The following is a 19,628-nucleotide window of genomic DNA, read 5'->3' as shown; positions in this document are numbered from 1 at the left end:
TCCGGCGGAAGGCCCTGAAACCTTGTCCGGAGAACCCGGGCCGATCAATAGCAACCGCTTGCCGCGAAAATTTCGCTCGTCAGCTCAGGCGCAACTCCACGGTTGCGCATCGAGAATTGACGTGCAATCCTGGGGTTGCACGTTCCGTTCCCCGGGAGCGGAGCCCATCTGACGGAGGAGAAGTCCTTGACTATCGACACAGCGTCGCCGCGGCTACGTTTCACCAGCAGGCAGCGGATGGTTCTTGCTGTCCTTCTGCTGGCGGGATTCATGGTGTCCGTCGACTTCTCGATCCTGAATGTGGCGCTCCCGGACACCGGTGCCGGCGTCGGCATGGCGGTCGCGGACTTCCCGTGGATCACCGCCGCCTACATGCTTCCCTCGGCGGGATTCGCGTTGCTGTTCGGCCGCGTGGCCGACCTGTTCGGGCGCCGCAGGCTGTTCATGGCGGGCATGGTCGTGCTGGCTGTGGCCTCGCTCCTCGGCGGCCTGGCCACGAGTGCCGAGCTGCTGTTGACCGCCCGCGCGCTACAGGGTCTGGCTACTGCGCTCGCCCTGCCCGCGGCGATGTCGCTTCTCACCACCACGTTCGCCGAGGGCGCCGTACGGGAACGCGCCCTGGGGATCAACGGTGCGCTACTCTCCGGTGGCTTCACTGTCGGGGCACTGGTCGGCGGCACGCTGGTGGGCCTGCTGAGTTGGCGGGCGGCGTTCTGGATCAACATTCCGGTCGCGGTGCTGGTCTTGGTGTGTACGCCGTTTGTGATCAGCGAGAGCCGCGTTCCACAGCGGGTTGCTCTCGACTTGCCTGGTGCGGCCAGCGTCTCGGTCGGTCTCTTGGCCGTGATCTACGCGGTGGTCGAGAAGAGCTTGCTCGCCGCGGTGGTCGGAGTTCTGCTCCTTGCCGCCTTCTGGGTTGTCGAACTGCGAGCGTCCGCGCCACTTGCCCCGTTGCGCATTCTCAGACGGCCGACCGTGAAGTGGGGCAACTATGCCGGACTCGTGGTCTTCGCGATGGAGACCGGGATGATCTTCCTGATGACGCTGTACCTGCAGAACGTCCTGGCGTTCTCCCCGCTGGCCACCGGCTTGATCTTCGGGATCCCGGGCTTGGCTGCGGTGGCCGCCGGTGTGATCGCGGGACGGGTGATCGGGCGCTTCGGCGTACGCAAGGTTCTGACGGTGGCGATGCTGGTGCAGGCCGTGGCGACCTTCCCGCTGATGTTCCTCGGCGTGAACCGGGCCGCACTCGCGATCCTGATTCCCGCCTTGTTCGTCGGGTTCTTCGGGCACGTGGCCTCGATCGTCGCGTACACGGTGACCGGCACGTCAGGCCTGCCCGACGAGGAGCAGGGTCTGGCCACGGGGCTGACCTCGATGACTCAGCAGGTGGCGATCTCGATCGGTATCCCGGTCCTGAGTGCGATTGCCGCCACTCAGGAGCTGGAGCTGACCGGCATCCATCTCGCGCTGTGCCTGAATGTGGCCGTGACGGTTGTCAGTGCCGGTCTCGTGTGGGTCGGGTTGCGCCGACGCAACATACGTGCAACCGTGGGGTTGCAGATCAAAGATGAGGAGTTCGTGGGATGAGCAACGATCGAATCGAGCGGGAAGTTCTGATTGCGGCGCCGCTGGAGCGGGTGTGGTCGCTGGTCGCGGAGCCTGGTTTCTGGGTTGCCGACAAGGCGACCCTGCCGGGGACCGTGGCGCGGGAAGGCGAGACGCTGCTGGCGAAGAACCCCGAGTACGGCGACTTCCCGGTGCGGGTCGAGAAGGTCGATCCGCCGACGTACCTCGCGTATCGGTGGGCGAGTGCGTTCCCGGGACAGGAGCTGCGGGACGACAACAGCACGCTGGTGGAGTTCACGCTCAGGTCCGAAGGTGACCAGACGCGCCTCAGCGTCGTGGAAAGCGGCTTCGCGGCACTGTCCGGGTCCGCGGAGCTGCGCGACCAGGCGGTGAAGGACAACTCGGGCGGTTGGCCGATGGAACTGGACGCTCTGAAGAAGCGCGCGGAAGAATCATCCGTGTGACCAGTAGTGATACCGAGGCTGTCGACGGTGTCCTGGCCGCATTGGCCGATCCGACGCGCCGCCGGCTGCTGGATCTGCTCGCCGTCCAGGGCGAAGCGACCGCGACGACGCTCGCCGAGCGACTGCCGGTCTCGCGGCAGGCGGTGGTCAAGCATCTCTCGGTGCTGGATGCCGTCGGCCTCGTCTCCGGCAGCCGGATCGGGCGTGAGGTGCGGTACTCGGTACGGCCCCAGATGCTGAACGCGACGGCGCAGTGGATGTCTGCGCTCGCGGCCGACTGGGACCGGCGGCTGGCCACCATCAAGGAGGCCGCCGAGGCCGCGGAGCGTTCTGCCGAAGGCTCCTGACCTCCTGACCTCCTGACCTCCTGACCTCTTGGCCGCGGTGGGGTCGGCTAGTGGCGGGGCGGTGGGGCGGTGGATTCTCGGTAGATGAGGTGGTTGATGGTTCGGGGCATCGGCCGCGTGGCCGGTTCGCCGCGAATTTCGGCGAGGAGTTGATGGACCGCGGCGCGGCCCTGGGCCTCGCGGTCGACGGCCACGGTCGACAGCGACGGGGTCGCGAAGCGGCCGATCTCCTCGTCGTCCCAGCCGAAGACGCTGAGGTCGTCGGGCACCTTCCAGCCGCGGGAGAGCGCGCCGCGGATCACGCCCATGGCGACGACGTCGTTGGCCGCGACGACCGCGGTGACACGGCAGTCGGCGGGCAGGGCGGTGATCGCGTCGAAGCCGGACTGGGCCGACCAGTCACCGTCGACGGCTCCGACCGATTCCAGTCCGAGGCGTTCGATCGTCTCGAGGTAGACGCTCTTGCGGTTGCGGGCGGAGGCGAAGTTCTGGGCGCCGGCGACGTGCAGGAACCTCCGGTGCCCCAAGGAGACCAGGTACTCGATGATCTCGCGGATCTCGCTGGCGTCGGCGAGCTCCGCCAGGCCGTGCAACTTGTCGTCGTAGGTGCCGTTCTCGACGATCGGGACCCGGTGCGCGTTCTTGCCCTTGAGGCTGATCGGCGAGAGGGCCAGGATACCTTCGACCTGGCCGGACCTGGCCAGCTCGTCGATCCGTTCCGAACGCTCGCGGGCTCCGCCGTCGACGCTGACGATCTCGACCTGGTACCCGGCGTCGTGCGCCGTTCGCGATGCGGCGGCGAGCAGCCGTCCGGGAAAGTGCGCACCTGACGCGAGCACGATCGCGAGCCGGTTCGTGTGCCGCGTCCGCATGGATCGAGCCACCAGGTTGGGGCGGTAGTCGAGCGTCTTGACGGCGTACTCGACCTTGATCCTGGTCTTCGGCTTCAGGCTGTCCTTGTCCTGGAGGTATCGGGACACGGTGGTGTGCGACACGCCGGCAAGGCTGGCGACCTGGTGGATGGTCGCCGGCCGCTCGGACGCCGAATCTGTCATGTTCACCCCTATTCCGAACCATTATGAATGCCCGTCGGAGGTCTTGACACTAAATCCCGGCTCCGATTAGCTGTCAACGCAGAAGTGGATCGATCACTTTCTATTGGAGCCCTCTTGAATTCCAGCCAGCCCATCAGATTCGCCGCCGTCGGGCTCGACCACGCGCACATCTTCGGTCAGGTCGCCGGCCTGATCGCGGCCGGTGCGACGTTCGCCGGGATGGCCACCGACGACCCCGCGGCAGCGGTCGCGGGCACGATGCGGGAGCGGTATCCCGACGTCCCCGTGATCGAGGATCCCGACGAGCTGATCGCCCAGGACGGGATCGACCTGATCGTGACCGCCGCCGTACCGGACCGGCGCGGGCCGATCGCGGTCGCGGCGTTGCGGGCCGGCAAGGACGTGATGGCCGACAAGCCCGGGTGCGTCACCCTCGAGCAACTGGAGGAGGTCGAGAAGGCGGTCGGCCAGAGCGGCCGGTTCTGGTCGGTGACGTTCTCCGAGCGGTTCGAGGTCCCCTGCGTGCTCAAGGCCGGTGAGCTGGTCCGCGAGGGCCGGATCGGCACGGTCGTGCAGACCCTCGGCGTCGGGCCGCACCGGATCGGCGACCGCGGCCATCTGGCCGGTGGCGGCGGCCGTCCGGACTGGTTCTACGACAAGGCGCGGTACGGCGGCATTCTGACCGATATCGCCTCGCACCAGATCGACCAGTTCCTCTGGTTCACGGGTGCACGGTCCGCGGAGGTGGTGACCAGCGCGGTCGGGAACTTCGCCAACCCCGACGAGCCCGGCCTGCAGGACTTCGGCGAGCTCCTGCTGCGCAGCGGCAACGCCCAGGGCTACATCCGGGTCGACTGGTACACGCCCGACGGGTTGCCGACCTGGGGCGACGGCCGGCTGACAGTGCTCGGCACCGAGGGCTACATCGAGCTGCGCAAGTACGTCGACATTGCGGGCCGCGACGGCGGCAACCACCTGTTCCTGGTGGACAAGGACGGCACGCACTACATCGATTGCTCGGACGTCCCGGTGACCTACTACTCGGACGTGCTGCGTGACGTCCGCGACCGAACCACCACAGCCGCGCCGCAGGAGCACACCTTCGAAACCATGCGGCTGGCCCTGACGGCCCAGCAGAACGCGACCGTCCGCGGCGCAGCCCGATAACAGTTCAGCTCGGCACCTCGGGGACGACGCCTCGAGCGAGGTTCCAGCCGGGGGTGCGGCTGTAGACCGGGATGGTGTCGAGCGGTACGTCGCGGGTCACCCGGCCGCTCGGCACGGAACTACCGGTCCAGGCGTCATACCAGGTGCCTGACGGGAGGTACGTCGTCCACGTGGTGGCTCCGGGCTCGAGCACCGGGTTCACCAGCAGGTCGTCGCCCAGGAGGTACTGGTACGGGTGGTGCCAGATCTCCTGGTCGTCGGCGTGGTCGAAGAAGAGCGGCCGGAGCAGCGGGCGGTCGGTGGCGATCGTTCGCGCGGCCTGCGCGGCCAGGTACGGAACGAGCTTGTCCCGCAGTACGGCGTACGCGCGGAAGACTGGGATGACCCGGTCGTCACCCGTGGTCTCGGCGACGTGCCACGGCGTACGGTCGCGGAGCGGACGGCGGTGGTGGTTGAACTCGGAGTGGTACTGCATGATCGGCAGGAAGGCCGACGCGGCAGTGGCCCGGAGGTAGAGCTCGGCGTCGGGGACGGGGCCCGAGAAACCGGCCAGATCCCAGCCCCAGTAGACGATGCCGCAGGACGCGGCGGTCAGGCCGGCGGTGATCGACGAGCGGAACGCCTCCCAAGTGGAGTCCTCGTCACCCGCCCAGAAAATGCCGTGGGCCTGCGATCCGGTGAAGCCCGCACGGGAGAACGTCACCGGCGCCTTGCCGGCCGAGCGGAGCAGGTCACCGAATGCGCGGGCGTAGTGAACCGGGAACAAGTTGTTGCCCTCGTCCCCGAGCCGGCCGTCCGCGTAGCGCAGGTCGTGGCCCCACGCGTGTTCGCCGCCGTCGGTCTTGAACCCGTCGACGTCGAGGTCCTCGACCAGGTAGCGCCGCTTCTCCGTCCACCAGTCGCGGGTCCGCTGCACGGACAGGTCCGGCATCAGCGCCTGCGGGAACCACCAGCCGCGATTGTGGTACGCCGTACCGTCCGCCTCGAGTACCGCGTGACCTTCGCGGACCATCGCGTCGGCGTCGGCCGCGACCTGCCCGGTGCTGAATTCGCTTTTCTGCAAGGGGATCTGCCAGAGGATCACCTTGATGTCGCGGTCGTGCAGTTCGTCGATCATCGCCTTGGGGGAGGGCCACGCGCCGTCAGCCGGGTAGCTGAAGTCACTCGCCTTGTGCGCGCTGCCGTCCGCTGTGACGTCGTACTGCGCGTCGCGCCAGATCGTGATGCCTTCCTCGTCGCTCCAGGCCTCGATCACCACCGCGCCGACCGGGATGTCCAGGTCCCGGTGGGCGTCCATCCGCGCCATCACCAGGTCCTGGGTGTTCCACTCGTTGCCGGAGGCCCACAACCGGAACACCCAGTCGGGCAGCTCCTCGGCCCTCCCCACCTCGTCGAGGAACGCCGTCAGCACCTCTGTCGGCGAACCCTCGTAGATGCCGAGGTCGACGACCGAGTCGTCGCCCAGGGCGACCTCGACCTTCAGGTTCCGGTCGTCCGACGAGAACCAGGTACGCCGGGACGTGCGGACATGGAATCCCCAACCGCCGTTCACCACATGCGCGAACGGCATCGGCAGGTACGTACGCCCATGAGCACCTTGGGCCTTGTACTGCTCGAACACCACCGCGTCGAGTTGCTGCCCGCGCTGGTCCAGATGGTCGTACCGTTCCCCGAATCCGACCAGGTGATCGCCCGGCCGCAGCGGCAGCTCGAACCTGGCCCGATGCACACCGTCCGCCGAGACCAGCCATTCGACAGCGCGCACGCGATCGCCGCCGCCGCGGACCTCACCACGGTCAGGCACCCAGCTGGCCGGCGCGACCTCGAACCACTCGGTGGTCTCGTCACCCGCCCGGAAGCGGTAGCGCACCGGCTCCAGGACCGGCGGCGTGACGACCGACCACCCGTCGTCGGAACCCAACGACTTCGCTTGCGCCTCGCTGAGATGTCCTTCGCCGCCGGCGAGGGCCGCGGCATCGGCCGCGGTGGCGCGCGCGGGTGCCATCTCGAGTGTCGACGTACCCCACTCGCAGACGACGGACGTGATGCCGGGGGAGGCCACGACGCCGAGACGGACCGGTTCACCGGCCAGCGGGAGGACGGGTACGCGCTGGTCGGGTGAGGTGGCGTACGGGTGCTCGATGCCGTAGGGGCGATGCGTGATCATTCAGGCCTTCTCGCGGAGACTGTGTTCTTCGGAAAGGATGCCGAGTTCGTCGGCGAGGATCAGGTACATGCCGTGCGACCAGAGCAACGGGCTGGCCACGGTGCCCCAGCGCGCGATCCACTCGTCGCGTGCGCCGGGGTGCAACAGATGGTGGGCGACCTGCTCGGGAAGGTCACCCTCGGGCGACGCCTGGTCCGCGATCCAGCGCAGGTGCCGCCAGGCGCCGGCGGTGTCACCGGCGGCCGCGAGGTTCCACCCGAGCAGTGCGGACAGCAGGATCCACTGCCCGCCGCCGTAGAACACGTCGGCCCGGAACCGATGCACGCCGCCGTCGACATCGAGGTCGCGGGCGACCGCGGCCAGTGTGGCCGCGCCGACGCCACCGGTCACCAGCCCGAACGGCACGACGCACGCCGGCAGCGAGCCGTCGACCGCCGACGACCCCAGCCACTTGGTCAGATGGCCGTCCCGAGTGCCTTCGGCATCGACCAGCGAACGGATGCGCTCGGCAACTTCCAGGACCGTGACCGAGGTGTACGGCGCGATCGCCGTCAGCCCGCCGTGGATCGCACCCAGCGTGGACACGTGCCGCTGTTCGACGTGTTCCTCCCACCAGTCGTAACAAGGCCGGTCCCAGAACGCGACCAGGTAGTCGACGGCGACGTCGATCCCACCGCGCCACCGTTCGAGGTCGAGGCCGTATCGGTGCGCGTGGCTCACGACCGACCACAGCCACATCCCGTAGCCGTCGGTCTGGAAGTCCCACCACGGATCCGACCCGTCGGCGCCGTCGAACGTGAACCGCGTCGGGAGCATCGTGGAGTCGGCGGGTCGCTCACCTCTGGCGGCCGCCGCGCACAGGTCGTCGACCTGTGCCCGCCGGTCCCGCAGCACCCGATCCACCCAGTCGTGGAACCGGTCGGCTGACGCGACATCGCCGTACCGTGATATTCCCTCGGCGGTGAACGACCCGTCCCGCAGCCACGCGTACCCCTTGTACGCCGAGAACGTCGGCGCGGCCGGGTACGCGCCGCCGGCGTCCTGGTGCTCGGTGATGACCGCGTGGCTGTGCTGGGCCAGCGCACGCAGCCTGGTGAGATCTACGTTCGACACGATCACTTCTTCAGCAGACCGTTCACCTTGGACTGGGCGTCTGCCAGCGCCTTCTCGACGGTCTTCCGGCCGGCGGCCGCCGCCGTCAGTTCCTGGGTGACCGCATCCTGCATCTCCTGCTGCCGCTCGATCACCGGCGGGAGCACGGGCGCCTCGAGCGCGGTGAACACGGCCTCACGGTTGGCGGGCTTCGGCTGGTCGAGGTAGCTCTTCAGCTTGGTCTCGTCGGCGACCGGGGGCAGTTCCCAGGACGACGCGAGCCGGGTCTTGGTCGTCTCGTCCGACGACGCCAGATAGGTGATCCACTTCTGCGCCGCGTCGGCGTTCTTGGACGCGGCGTTCACCACGAGCCCGTTCGCGAACATCGCGGAGGCCTTCTGCGTGTTGCCCGGCTCGACAACGACGTCCCAGTCGAACTTCACGTCGTCGAGCGCCGAGAACATCCAGATCCCGGTGTGCCACATCGCGAGCTTCCCGGACTTGAACAGCTTGGAGTCGAAGTCCGGCGTACCGGCTCCGTCGGCCTCGGTCGGCATCGTCTTGCCCACCTTGCCGACCAGGAACTTCGCGGCCTCGACGCCTTGCGGCGAGTTGAACGTGGCCTCGGTCCGGTCCGCGTTCAGGAACTCACCGCCGTTCTGCGCGAGCACCTTGTAGAACTCGTTGTACGACACCGGCTGGTAGTCGCCCCAGGTCTTGGTCGCCTTGTTCGTCAGCTTGGCGGCCGCGGCCTGCTCGTCCTTCCAGGTCCAGTCGGCCGTGGGCTCGGCGACGCCGGCCTGCTTGAACATCGCCTTGTTGTAGAACAGCACGACGTTGGAGAAGGACTCGGGTACGCCGTACTGCTTGCCGCCGGAGTTGAACGCGTCGTACAGGGTCTTCTTGTACGCCGACGAGTCGGCGTTCTTCAGCTCGGCCAGCGAGCCGTTGCTCGCGTACGTGACGAAGTTCTCGTAGTTGAGCTCGAAGGCGTCGGCCGCGGTGCCACCAGCGACCGCGGTCTGCAGTTTCGTGAAGTAGTCGGCGTACGGCACGGTCTCGACCTGGACCGTGATGTCCGGGTTGGCCGCCTGGAAAGCGTTGACGATCGCGGTCAGGTCCTTCTCGTGCCCGTCGTTGGACGAGAAGTTCATGTACCGCACGACCGACTTGCCGGCGGGCGCGGCAGCCTGTTTGGTCGCGGATCCCTGCCCGCAGGCGGTCAGCGCGAGCGCGGCGGTCAGACTCAGTGCTGAGACGGCCGCGAACTTGAGTAGGCGCATGGGTGTTCCTCTCACTTGATACCGGTGTGTGCGACACCGGCGATGATGTGGCGCTGCGCGAGCAGGTAGACGACGGCGATCGGCACGATCGAGACGACGGAGCCCGCCATCACGACGTCCCACTGGGTGGTGAACTGGCCCTGGACCGTGGACAGGCCGAGCGGCAGGGTCATGAACTCCGGCGACCGGATCACCACCAGCGGCCAGAGGAAGCTGTTCCAGCTGCCCATGAACGCGAACACGGCGACGGTCGCGAGTGCCGGCCGGATCAGCGGCAGCACGATGGTGGTGAAGATCCGCAGGTGCCCGGCGCCGTCGATGGTGGCCGCCTCGTCCAGTTCCGCCGGTACGGCGGTGACCGCCTGCCGGAGCAGGAACACTCCGAACGCGGACGCGATCGTCGGGGCGAGCAGCGCGAAGTACGTGTCCTGCAGGTTCAGCGTCTTCATCTCGATGAACAGCGGAACGACCAGCACCTGCAACGGCACCATCAGCGTGGCCAGGTAGCAGCCGAAAATCACGTTCTTCAACGGGAAGTGCAGCCTGGCGAACCCGTACGCCGCCATCGACCCGGTGACCAACTGGAAGAGGGTGGAGGCGATCGCGATCAGCAGCGAGTTCACCAGGATCCGCCAGATCGGCACCGCGTCCAGCAGCGTGCGGTAGGCGTCCAGCGTCGGGTTGTGGACGATCAGCGTCGGCCCGTCGGCGAGCGATCCCTCGGGCGTGATCGAGGTGATCACTGTCCACAGGAAGGGAAACAGCATGATCGCCGCGCCGGCCAGGACGGCGGCGTACAGCCAGAGCCTACGCATAGTGCACCCACCGCCGCTGGCCGCGGATCTGGAACGCCGTGATCACCAGGATCACCGCGAACAGGATCCACGACAGTGCGGACGCCTCACCGGCCCGCCCGTACCGGAAGGTCAGGTCGTAGATCTGTCCGACGACCACCTGACTCGACCCGGACGGGCCGCCGCCGGTCATCACGTACACCTGGTCGAAGACCTGGAAGCCGTTGATCAGCGAGATCACGACCACGAAGAAGGTCGAGGGCGACAGCAGCGGCAGGGTGATCCGCCAGAATCGCTGCCACGCGTTCGCCCCGTCCACCAACGCTGCTTCGCGGACGTCAGAAGGGATCGCCTGCAGTCCGGCGAGCAGGATCACCATCGCGAAGCCGAGGTCCTTCCAGGCCGAGGACAGGATCACCGCGGGCAATGCCCAGTGCGGATCCGTCCACCAGCCGGGGCCTGGTACGCCGAAGAAGCCGAGCACCTGGTTTACGAGGCCGTTCGCGGGATTGAGCAGCCACTTCCACACCAGCGCGACGACGACCCAGCTCGTCACGACCGGCAGGAAGTACGTCGCCCGCAGGAACGCGCGCCCCTTGAGCCGTTGGTTGAGTGCCAGCGCCAGCCCGAGACCTCCGGCGTACACGAGCGGCAGATAGCCGACGACGTAGATCAGCGTGTGCAGGAAGACGCGACGGGTCATCGGGTCGGTCAGGAGGTTGGTGTAGTTGTCCAGCCCGACCCACTGCATCGGCGAGATCAGGTTCCACCTGTGCAGGCTGACCCACAGGCTGGAAACCATCGGCACGAGCGTGAAGACGAACAGCGGGACAGCGCTGGGCAGCAGGAAGAACAGCACCCAACCGAGCTTCTTCCAACCCGTCGCACGACGTGTCGTGGTTGGTCGCTCTACCTGCTGAGACTTGGGCCGGGTGAGCGTCGGCGTACTCAAGACGCTCCCATCCGGGCGCGGACGAGACGGCTCTGCTCGCCGCCGTTCCCGGCTGAGTCGAAGGGCGAGGCGAGCACGAGCGAGGCGGCGCCGCGGGCCCACTGGTCCTCTGTCCACGGCTCGACCATCACCGGTACGCCTTTGCGGGCCGGCAGCAACGACCTCCGGAAGGACGGTTCGAACCCGGGCTGCCAGAACTCCCAACCGTCCACCCCTTCGCCCAGCAGTACGACGACCTCCGGATCGACGGTGTGGATGACACCGGCCAGAGCCCGGCCGAGCAGATCGCCCGCCTCCGCATAGATCGCTCGCGCGCCCTCGTCCCGGTTGGTTGCCGCCCGCAACAGGCCGGTCAGCGTTCCGCGGGGTCCCAGCACTCCTCGGCCGCGCGCCGTGCGGACCAGCCCGGCCGCGCCGATGTAGGCCTCCAGACACCCGGTCGAGCCGCAGGTGCACGGCGGCTGCTCGCCGCCGGTGCACCACACGGGGATGTGACCGATCTCGCCGGCACCACCGTTGCCGCCCCGGTAGATGCCGCCGTCCACGACGATCGCGCAGCCGATTCCTCGGCCGATCGTGACCACCAGGTACGACGAATGCTCGCGGCCGATCCCGTACAACCGCTCGGCCGCGGCCAGCGTGTTCACGTCGTTGTCGACGAGCACCGGCGTACCGACAGCCTGTCGCAGGATCGGTCCGACCTGCGCGGCCCGCCATCCGAGAGTCGGCGCGTCGACGATGCCGGACGCCTGCGAGTCCACTGACCCGGGGACACCGACGCCGACGCCGAGCAACAGGTCGTCGAGCCCGGCGACCTCCTCGGTCAGGATCCGGCCGAGCCGGTCGAGCGCGCTTGCCGCGGCCGGGTCGAAGTCGTGCGATCCGGACGAGCGCACACTCCCGTCGAGCTCGACCGTCACCACGGCGACATGGTCGGCGGTCACCTTCGCGCCGAGCGCGACACCGGTCCGGCTCGCCAGGCCGAGCAGCCGGGCGGGCCGGCCGCCGTTCGACGGCACGGACTCGAGTTCCTCGACGATCCCGCGGGCGATCAGGTCCTTGGTCACCTGGGTGACCGTGGCCGGGCTGAGCCCGAGGCTGCGGGCGATCGCCGTCCGCGAGGTGGGCCCGCGGGTACCGAGCAGGGTCACGATGCCGGACGGCACCACGTCACTGCGGGAACTCTGACCGCTCACCGACGCTCCTCCGACTTACTTCAGCACTAAATTTAGTGAGAAATTAAGCCCAGGTGCGTCACGCTGTCAAGAGGCCGAGGGCGGGTACGAATCTTCCAACAGCCGGTCAGGCGGCTTGTTTCAGGCGGTGGCGGGGTTTGGTCAGGGAGCGGCCGCGGAGGCGGGGCCAGGGGTCGCCGTCGTTGGCCAGGCGGTGCGGGACGGTGGCGACCGGGGCGCCTGGCCGGGCGCGGACGGCGTACGGCGGTACTGCGGTCTGACCGAGTGGGACATGGACGTGCAGTCCCTTGCCTCCGGTGGTCTTGACGACCGTGGGCAGGCCGAGGTCGTCGAGCAGTTCTCGCAGGTCGAGCGCTGCGCGGCGGGCCGCTTCGAACCCGTCGGGCGGGTCGAGGTCGAAGATCAGTTGGTCGGGGTTGTGGGGGCGATCGGCGCGGGACAGCCAGGAGTGCGGCGTGATGCAGGCCTGATTGGCCAGGTAGACGAGGGTTGCGTCATGTGTGACCCGACGGTTTCGTAGTACTCGATGAGATCGCCCTTGGTCACACCGTCGTCGGGGAAGAGGACCTTGTCGGTGTTGCTCAGGTTGACTGTTCGTCGGCCGACCTTCATCGGGCACGCTCCCGGATCACTTCGTGTGCGGACTTGTCGTCGCGGAGTCCCTGGAACCTCGGGTGCCGGAGCCGGCCGTCGCGGGTCCATTCGGAGAACGCGATCTGGCCGACCAGACGCGGCTTCACCCAGTGCACCCGTGACCGCGGGAGGTTGCCCTTGGCAAAGGCCGGTTCGTCCTGTTCCAGGGCTACGAGTTCGCGGCCGAGCTCGTCGAGGGTGTGCTGGTCGTAGCCGGTGCCGACCTTCCCGGCGTACCGGAGTTCGCCGCTCTCGTAGTACCCGACGAGCAGGGCGCCGAAGCCGGATCGGCTGCCCTGCGGGTCGGTGAAGCCGCCGATCACGAACTCCTGTGCGGTGACGCACTTGAACTTCAGCCAGTCCTTCGAACGGCCGTGGGCGTACGTCGAGTCCGCCCGCTTGGCGATCACCCCTTCCCAGCCCTGGCGGCACGCGTGTTCCCAGTAGGCGACGCCGTCGCGATTGCGGTGCGCGGTGTAGCGGAGCGGATCGGCGTACGTGAGGAGCTTGCGGAGTACAGCCTTGCGTTCGCGGAGTTCGAGGCCGGTGAGGTCCCGGTCGTTCTGTCGCAGGACGTCGAACAAGTACAGATAGACGGCGACGTTGCTGCGGCGCGCGGCCTCGGGATCCTTCACCTGCATCCGTTGCTGCAAGCGGGCGAAACTGGTGACGTGGCCCGCGAACGCGACGATCTCGCCGTCCAGGACGAAGTCGCCCTGCTGCGCGGTGAGGGCGTCAACCAGCTCCGGGTAGCTGTTGTTCAGCTCGTGGTGGTTCCGCGAGTACAGCGACACGCGGTCGCCGGTCCGGTGGACGAGGCACCGCACGCCGTCGAGTTTCCGCTCGTAGATCCACGCCGGATCTGAGAACCGTTCCTCGGTCAATGTCGCCAGCATCGGCGACACCCATTTGCCGTCTGCCACCAGATTCTGGTGCCCAGTGAGGCGTGTCGCATGCGTCGAGGGGTTGGAGGACGGGCGGTGGGGGAACCGGGTGGTACTGCTATGTGGGAGGTGTCACATAGTGACAGCTCAGGCGCGGAAGAGAGTCGCGTGGATCGTGGTGCTCACGCTGGTCGTGATCGCCCTCGTCGTACTGGCGATCCTGTACGGCGGCGGCAGCGGAGGCGGTGGCGGCGGCTACTGACGGCCCTCGGCGCGGACATCGAGGTCTGCGAGCGATCGGCGTCGGCCCGTATGCGAAACTTTTGGACGTCGCCTAACAGGAGGTTCCGCAGTGAGTGGTACTGCGGGCTTGCTCCTTGGCGGGGTTGTTCTGCTCGGGGCCTTCGTGCAGTGGCTCACGGGCATGGGGTTTGCGCTGGTCGCGGTGCCCGCGCTCGTGATTCTGCTCGGACCCGCGGACGGTGTCTCGTTCGCGAACTGCGCGGCCGGCGTTGTGTGTGTCCTGGGCCTGTCCCGCGGGTGGCGGCAGGTGCGCTTGCGGGCGATGGTCCCGCTGGTGATCGCGGCCGCGTGTACGGCGCCGCTCGGCGCCTGGTTCTCCCGAGTCCTGCCCGAGCCGGTGCTCCTCGTCGTGATGGGTGGACTGGTGACAGTGACCGCGGCGCTGCTGATGAGCGGTCTGCGGGTACGAGCTCTGAACGGACTCGCCGGCGCGCTGACCGCAGGCGCGGCCGGCGGTTTCATGAACACGGCCGCCGGCCTGGGCGGACCTCCGGTGTCGCTGTACGCCGTCAACGCGAACTGGACGATCCGCGAATTCGTGCCGAACGCCCTCTTCTACGGCACGATCGTCAACATCTTCTCCCTCGTCACCCGCGGCGTGCCTCCACTCGCGGGCGACGAATGGCTCGTGGCGGCTGCTGGACTGATCCTCGGCGCGGGCCTGGGCGCACTGCTGGCCGGCCGGATCCCGGATCGGGTGGCCCGCCTGCTGGTGCTGTCCCTGGCCGTTGCCGGCGGCATCGTGGCGGCGACCAAGGGACTGTTGGCGATCTAAAGGTCGGTGAAGCCCAACCGCAGCGACCCGGTGAAGGTTGCTGCGGCGGTTTCGAGGACCTCGAGCTCGAGTACGACGAGGTTGTTGGTGCCTTGCTCCAGGAGAGGCGCCGGCACGTAGAGGGTTTCTTGGGGGCCGCGGCGCCAGTAGCGGCCGAGGCAGAAGCCGTTGATCCAGGCGAAACCCTTGCCCCAGGCATCGGTTCGCAGGAACAGGTCGGACTCGCCGTCGGTCTCGAACGTCGCGCGCCACGCGGTCGGCCCGATACCGAGCGCGGACGGGGTCGGGCCGGCGGAGTGCAACAGCTGCGGGACCCTGTCGAGGTCGATCCCGCAGGCGGTCCAGCCGGTGAGCTCCTCGGCGCCGACGCGGACCGGCCCGATGAGGCCCTTCGGCTCGCCGATCCGAGGACCGTAGTTGACCCGCCCCTGGTCCTCGACGACAAGCTCGAGCCGCCCGCGGGTGTGGGGGAGCATGATCGCGCGATCGTGGCGTTCGCGTTCCAGAACGCCGACCGGTGCACCGTCCAGGAACACCTGCACGCGGTCGCGGACCTCGCCGAACGTCAGCAACGCCGGCCCACCCTGACGCAACTCGGTCCGAAAGATCGCAAGCCGCGCGTTCAGATCGTCGAGCGTCGGCAGGTCCTGATGCTCCGACCACGTTCCACAGAAGCCGGGGAGGAGCCCTATCGGATCGGACAGTGCGACGGTGAACTCCGGCGCGGCCGGCTGGGAGGCCGGCACGGTGTCCGGCACCGGCGCGTACCGCGAGATCACCTCACGGAACGCGTGGAACTTCTCCGTCGGATTCCCCGCCTCGTCGAGCGGTGCGTCGTAGTCGTACGACGTCACGGTCGGGCGGTACACGCCCTTGTCGTTGGCCCCGCTGGACAGTCCGAAGTTCGTACCGCCATGGAACATGTAGATGTTGACCGACGCCCCGGCCGCGAGCAGCGTGTCCAGCTCCGCAGCGGCATCGGCCGCGCTCGTCGTGTGGTGGCGTCCGCCCCAGTAGTCGAACCACCCGTCCCAGAACTCCATGCACATCAAGGGTCCGGTCGGCTGGTGCTTCCGCAGCGTCTCGAGCCGCGTCGTGACACGGGACCCGAACGACGCGGTCCGCAGTACGCCGTCCAGTCCGCCGGCGGCCAGCATCGAGTCCGTCGGCTGATCCACCGTGACGAGCGGAACCGTGATACCGGCGTTCCGGATCACCTCGGCCAGCGCCTTCAAGTAGGTCTGGTCGTTCCCGAACGCGCCGTACTCGTTCTCGACCTGCACAAGCAGCACCGGTCCGCCCTGGTCGATCTGGAGCGGGCGGACGATCTCCAGCACATCCTGCAGGTACTGCGTGACCGCGGACATGAACCTGGGCTCGTAGCGACGTACCCCGACCCTGTCATCGGCATTGTCGTCGCGGAAGAGCCACGCCGGGAGCCCGCCGTTGTCCAGCTCCGCACAGATGTAAGGTCCAGGCCGCACGATCGCATACATCCCGGCGGCCGCAACTTCGCGGAGGAACCGCCCGAGGTCGAGCATCCCGGAAGTGTCGAAGATGCCGGGGCGCGGGCTGTGCAGGTTCCAGGGGACGTAGGTCTCGATGGTGTTGAGCCCCATCAGCCGCGCCTTCTCGATCCGGTCCGCCCAGCAGTCCGGGTGCATCCGGAAGTAGTGCAGGGCACCGGAGATGATCTGCAACGGACGGCCGTCCAGGACGAAGTCGGACTCACCGATGGCGAAGCCGGGCATGGGCTCTCCTCTTGTTTACGTAAACATCTCTGACGGTAACCGGACCGGCCGGGGACTGTCCACCCGGAATCAGCGGCGGGTACGCCGACGCTTGCGAGGTGCTGCCGTGCTCTGCCGGACGATGAGCGGCGCGGGCACCGTGCCGTGGTATCCGGTCAGCTGCTCCCGCCCGCCGAGTTGCCGCATGATGACCTCGACAAGGTCGTGACCGATCTGGTGGAACTCCTGCCGGACGGTTGTCAGCGGCGGCCAGAGGTGGGCGGCGAGGTCGATGTCGTCGAACCCGACGACGCTCACGTCGTCCGGCACCCGGCGGCCGGCCTCGTGCAGTGCGTGCATCAGGCCGGCTGCCGTCTCGTCGTTCGCCGCGAAGACCGCCGTCACGTCGTCGCGCTGCGCGATCTCGTTCCCGATCTTGTAGCCCGTCTCCGCGGACCAGTCACCGCCGAACGGCTCCGGGACCTCCCGTCCGGCGTCGACCAGCGTCTGCTTCCAGGCGGTCGCCCGCAGGTCCGCGGGGCCGGAATCGCTCGGCCCCGCGATGTGATGGACGGTCTCGTGCCCGAGATCCAGCAGGTGCTGGACCGCGGCGCGACTGCCACCGACCTGGTCGGCGCCGACCGCCGGATGGTGCCCGATGAAGCGCGAGTCGGACACCGCGACCGGCATGGTCGGCGGCAGCGCCAGAGCCGCCGGGGTCGCGGTTTCGGCCCGGATGATGATCAAGCCGTCGATCGCCTGGTGGCTGAGGTGCTGCACCGCCTCGCTGACGTCGCTCGACGAAGGACTCTCGACGTCGACGAGGCTCACCGAGTACCCCTCCCGCCGGGCGGCCTCGATCACCGCCTCGATGGTCTTCGACTCACCGGTCCGGATGACCTGGTGCGCGATCAGACCGATCGACCGGAAGTTGCCTCGGCGCAGCGCCCGCGCGGCGAGGTTCGGTGCGTATCCCAGCTGCCGCATCGCATCGAGCACGCGTTCCCGGGTCTCGGCCTTGACCGGCTCCGAGCCCGTGGACACGCGTGACACGGTCTGCGACGACACGCCCGCCAACCGAGCGACGTCGCCGATGGACGGTCCCGACTTCGGGTGTCCCTTGACCCCGCGGCGTTCGCCCCTGACCTCGCTCGACATGGCATCAGCATAGGTGGGGCGCTAGCTACCACGGGCGACCATCAGCCAGCTGACCTGGATGTCGGGAGACCGGGTGGGCGCGATCGACACCGTGATCTTGCCGTCGGCTCCGACCTGGATTCCGCCGTACGACGCCGCGACGCCGGTCGCGGTGAACAGGCGCTGCTGGTCGACGACAGCTCCGTTGACGGTCACCTCGGCCGCGCGGTTGGCCCACGGCCACGGGTCGTAATAGCCCGCGTGGACCGTGTACGTGCCCGGCTCGAGACCTTCGAACGTATAGACCAGCGGCTCGTGGTTCTTGGCGTACCGCAGGGTCGTATAGAGGTCACCAGTCCCGGCCGGTGCGCTGGACCCCGTGAAGCCCCACGTCGTCCCGGTGGCCGGGTCGGTGCCGAGCGCCTGTTCGGGTGCCGAGTTGAGCAAGGGCTGTTCGGTCGACGCGACCTGGGTCAGGCGGGTCCAGTCGGGCGTGGCGGTCCCGCCGGCGTTCACGGCGTACCGCAGACCGTGCGGCACGACGACGACCGAGCGGGTGAACGTCCTGCCGTCCGCCAACGTGCCACGCAGCGTCGCGGGGCCCGGCTGCGCGATGCTCGACCGGTCCCAAGTGACGGCGACCTGCTGCGATCCGCTCGCGGTCGTCACGGTGACGGTGGTCGGCAGTGTGCTGGTGTCGTTGAGCCAGACGTTGTCCGGGATCGTGCTCGTGACGGTCCAGCGGGTGTACGGCGTCAGATCGCCCAACGTCCACTCGGTGTCCGGGCCGATGGTGAGTGCGCCGCCTTCGCCGAAGCTCATCGGCATCCAGACGTACGGCGCGTTCGCGAGATCGCTCGGGGTCCACCGGTCGCCCATGAAGACGAACTTGTTCTGCTTCGGGTCGACCGGGATCACGTTGGTGCTCTGCGACCGGTACGTGGTCGCCGCGCCGTCGCCGGTGATGGGGACCCCGCGGTCGGTGAACTGACCCAGGACGTTCTGGGAGGTCGCGTAGTGCGCCGGGTTCGGGTCCCAGCCGGTAGCTCCCGACGTCACCAGGTAGTAGGTGCCCTCCGATTTGAACATGGCCGGTGCCTCACGCTGGTTGCACGCGAGCGTGCGGACGAAATCCTTGCCCTGTACGGCGTTCTCCGGCGCCGCGGACAGGTACGTGTAGGACCTGTTCAGCTTGGAGATGTACATCGTCCGGTTCTCCTCGGAGGAGTAGATGATGTACGCCGTACCGTCGTCGTCCACGAACAGGTTCATGTCCCGCGCCATCCCGCCGGCCGGGTCGAACGCGGACGACGTACCGCACCACGGCACGGAGTCGCTCGGCACCCGGTTCAGGCGGTACGAGTCGATCCAGCGGAACGGGCCCTTCGGTGAGTCGGCGATGGCCACGCCGGCCTCGGCGCGGGCGTACGTCGACGTACTGGTCGGCGACGACGGGCCGTCGGAGTGCACCCACATCACCCACTTGCCGGTGCTCTTGTTGTAGATCACCTTGGGGCGTTCGAGGATCGACGGGCGGGCCCAGCCGTCGGTGCGGACACTGTTGGTCGACAGGTCGCGCCAGACGACGTCCTTCTGCGCGGGCGTGTACTTCTTGTAGAGCTTCGCGAAGTACGGGTCGTTCTCGAACTGGTCGGGGGAGTTCATCGCGCGGAGCGCGAGTCCCTGGTCCTTCCAGTTGTAGAGGTCGTACGACGAGTACAGGTGCACACCCGGGCTGTCGTAGTAGCCGTTGCTGCGATCCTCGCCGTACCAGTAGTAGATGCGCCGGCCGTCGTCGTCCTTCGACGGCACGACCTGCCCGCCGTGTGCCTGAATGACTTTGCCGCTGGTGTCCAGCCAGGGCTCGCCCGGCCGGAAGGAGCTGTACGTCGACGGCTCGGCGGAGTTGGCCGGCGCCGCCGGCACGCTGACCCCAACTGCGGCGAGCACGACGCTCACCACGGCCCCAATCACTGTTCGCTTCACAGGCCTACCTCCGGGCGGGGAGAATGTTTACGTAAACAGAATGCCTCAGACTACGGCCCTGTCAATAAGCTGTCGGTATGCAGTCGCCGCCAGT

The 19,628-nt window shown here is 68.0% G+C and carries 18 protein-coding genes; 6 read left to right on the top strand and 12 right to left on the bottom strand.

All coding sequences use genetic code 11. The annotated features are described in order from the left end of the window. The first annotated feature begins 186 nt into the window (after nt 1–186). From EV651_RS31870 to EV651_RS31860, 3 genes are read left to right on the top strand one after another with little or no spacing between them, the layout of a single operon-like run. Nucleotides 187–1,590: an MFS transporter gene (locus tag EV651_RS31870; protein WP_238157315.1), complete on the top strand. Its 1,404-nt coding sequence runs from the start codon at nt 187–189 to the stop codon at nt 1,588–1,590. Beyond that, nucleotides 1,587–2,033, top strand: coding sequence for an SRPBCC domain-containing protein (locus EV651_RS31865; protein ID WP_133788967.1), 447 nt, complete (start codon nt 1,587–1,589; stop codon nt 2,031–2,033). The genes EV651_RS31870 and EV651_RS31865 overlap by 4 nt, the downstream gene beginning before the upstream one ends. Further along, nucleotides 2,030–2,380, top strand: coding sequence for a helix-turn-helix transcriptional regulator (locus EV651_RS31860; RefSeq protein WP_133788966.1), 351 nt, complete (start codon nt 2,030–2,032; stop codon nt 2,378–2,380). Before EV651_RS31865 ends, EV651_RS31860 begins: the two co-directional genes overlap by 4 nt. A gap of 47 nt (nt 2,381–2,427) precedes the next feature. Here the strand turns inward: EV651_RS31860 and EV651_RS31855 are convergent, their stop codons facing one another. Next, on the bottom strand, nt 2,428–3,435 hold the full coding sequence (locus EV651_RS31855) for a LacI family DNA-binding transcriptional regulator (RefSeq protein WP_133788965.1): 1,008 nt from the start codon (nt 3,433–3,435) through the stop codon (nt 2,428–2,430). Nucleotides 3,436–3,549: 114 nt separating this feature from the next. On the opposite strand from EV651_RS31855, the gene EV651_RS31850 reads away from it, so the two are divergent. Next, a complete protein-coding gene (locus EV651_RS31850; protein ID WP_133788964.1) occupies nt 3,550–4,602 on the top strand; it encodes a Gfo/Idh/MocA family protein in 1,053 nt (350 codons plus the stop codon). A 4-nt stretch (nt 4,603–4,606) separates the two neighbouring features. Here EV651_RS31850 and EV651_RS31845 read toward each other — a convergent pair whose 3' ends face one another. From EV651_RS31845 to ligD, 8 genes are all read right to left on the bottom strand, one after another. Then, on the bottom strand, nt 4,607–6,769 hold the full coding sequence (locus EV651_RS31845) for a TIM-barrel domain-containing protein (protein ID WP_133788963.1): 2,163 nt from the start codon (nt 6,767–6,769) through the stop codon (nt 4,607–4,609). Next, on the bottom strand, nt 6,770–7,882 hold the full coding sequence (locus tag EV651_RS31840) for a glycoside hydrolase family 15 protein (protein WP_238157314.1): 1,113 nt from the start codon (nt 7,880–7,882) through the stop codon (nt 6,770–6,772). Nucleotides 7,883–7,884: 2 nt separating this feature from the next. After that, complete coding sequence (locus EV651_RS31835) at nt 7,885–9,144, bottom strand: sugar ABC transporter substrate-binding protein (RefSeq protein WP_133788961.1); 1,260 nt, start codon at nt 9,142–9,144, stop codon at nt 7,885–7,887. 11 nt (nt 9,145–9,155) lie between these two features. Further along, on the bottom strand, nt 9,156–9,959 hold the full coding sequence (locus EV651_RS31830; RefSeq protein ID WP_133788960.1) for a carbohydrate ABC transporter permease: 804 nt from the start codon (nt 9,957–9,959) through the stop codon (nt 9,156–9,158). Next, complete coding sequence (locus tag EV651_RS31825; RefSeq protein ID WP_238157313.1) at nt 9,952–10,797, bottom strand: carbohydrate ABC transporter permease; 846 nt, start codon at nt 10,795–10,797, stop codon at nt 9,952–9,954. The genes EV651_RS31830 and EV651_RS31825 overlap by 8 nt, the downstream gene beginning before the upstream one ends. A gap of 89 nt (nt 10,798–10,886) precedes the next feature. Further along, nucleotides 10,887–12,086, bottom strand: coding sequence for an ROK family transcriptional regulator (locus EV651_RS31820; RefSeq protein ID WP_133788958.1), 1,200 nt, complete (start codon nt 12,084–12,086; stop codon nt 10,887–10,889). 106 nt (nt 12,087–12,192) lie between these two features. Next, nucleotides 12,193–12,705, bottom strand: coding sequence for a hypothetical protein (locus EV651_RS31815; protein ID WP_202870600.1), 513 nt, complete (start codon nt 12,703–12,705; stop codon nt 12,193–12,195). Further along, nucleotides 12,695–13,615, bottom strand: coding sequence for a non-homologous end-joining DNA ligase (ligD, locus tag EV651_RS31810; protein ID WP_133788957.1), 921 nt, complete (start codon nt 13,613–13,615; stop codon nt 12,695–12,697). Before ligD ends, EV651_RS31815 begins: the two co-directional genes overlap by 11 nt. 127 nt (nt 13,616–13,742) lie before the next feature. On the opposite strand from ligD, the gene EV651_RS43060 reads away from it, so the two are divergent. Beyond that, entirely contained in the window at nt 13,743–13,865 is a 123-nt protein-coding gene (locus EV651_RS43060) for a hypothetical protein (RefSeq protein ID WP_255512273.1), read from the top strand. Between the two features lie 90 nt (nt 13,866–13,955). After that, complete coding sequence (locus EV651_RS31805) at nt 13,956–14,681, top strand: sulfite exporter TauE/SafE family protein (RefSeq protein WP_202870599.1); 726 nt, start codon at nt 13,956–13,958, stop codon at nt 14,679–14,681. Here the strand turns inward: EV651_RS31805 and EV651_RS31800 are convergent. From EV651_RS31800 to EV651_RS31790, 3 genes are all read right to left on the bottom strand, one after another. Continuing rightward, a complete protein-coding gene (locus EV651_RS31800) occupies nt 14,678–16,432 on the bottom strand; it encodes a beta-galactosidase family protein (protein ID WP_133788956.1) in 1,755 nt (584 codons plus the stop codon). The genes EV651_RS31805 and EV651_RS31800 overlap by 4 nt on opposite strands. A 69-nt stretch (nt 16,433–16,501) precedes the next feature. Continuing rightward, the gene (locus tag EV651_RS31795; RefSeq protein WP_133788955.1) at nt 16,502–17,569 is read right to left on the bottom strand and encodes a LacI family DNA-binding transcriptional regulator; all 1,068 of its coding nucleotides are present in this window, start codon (nt 17,567–17,569) and stop codon (nt 16,502–16,504) included. 21 nt (nt 17,570–17,590) lie between these two features. Further along, nucleotides 17,591–19,534, bottom strand: coding sequence for a glycoside hydrolase family 43 protein (locus EV651_RS31790; protein ID WP_133788954.1), 1,944 nt, complete (start codon nt 19,532–19,534; stop codon nt 17,591–17,593). Nucleotides 19,535–19,628 lie beyond the last annotated feature (94 nt).

This window comes from Kribbella sp. VKM Ac-2571, assembly GCF_004362255.1.
Lineage (GTDB): Bacteria > Actinomycetota > Actinomycetes > Propionibacteriales > Kribbellaceae > Kribbella > Kribbella pratensis.
This window is presented reverse-complemented; position numbering and strand designations above follow the sequence as displayed.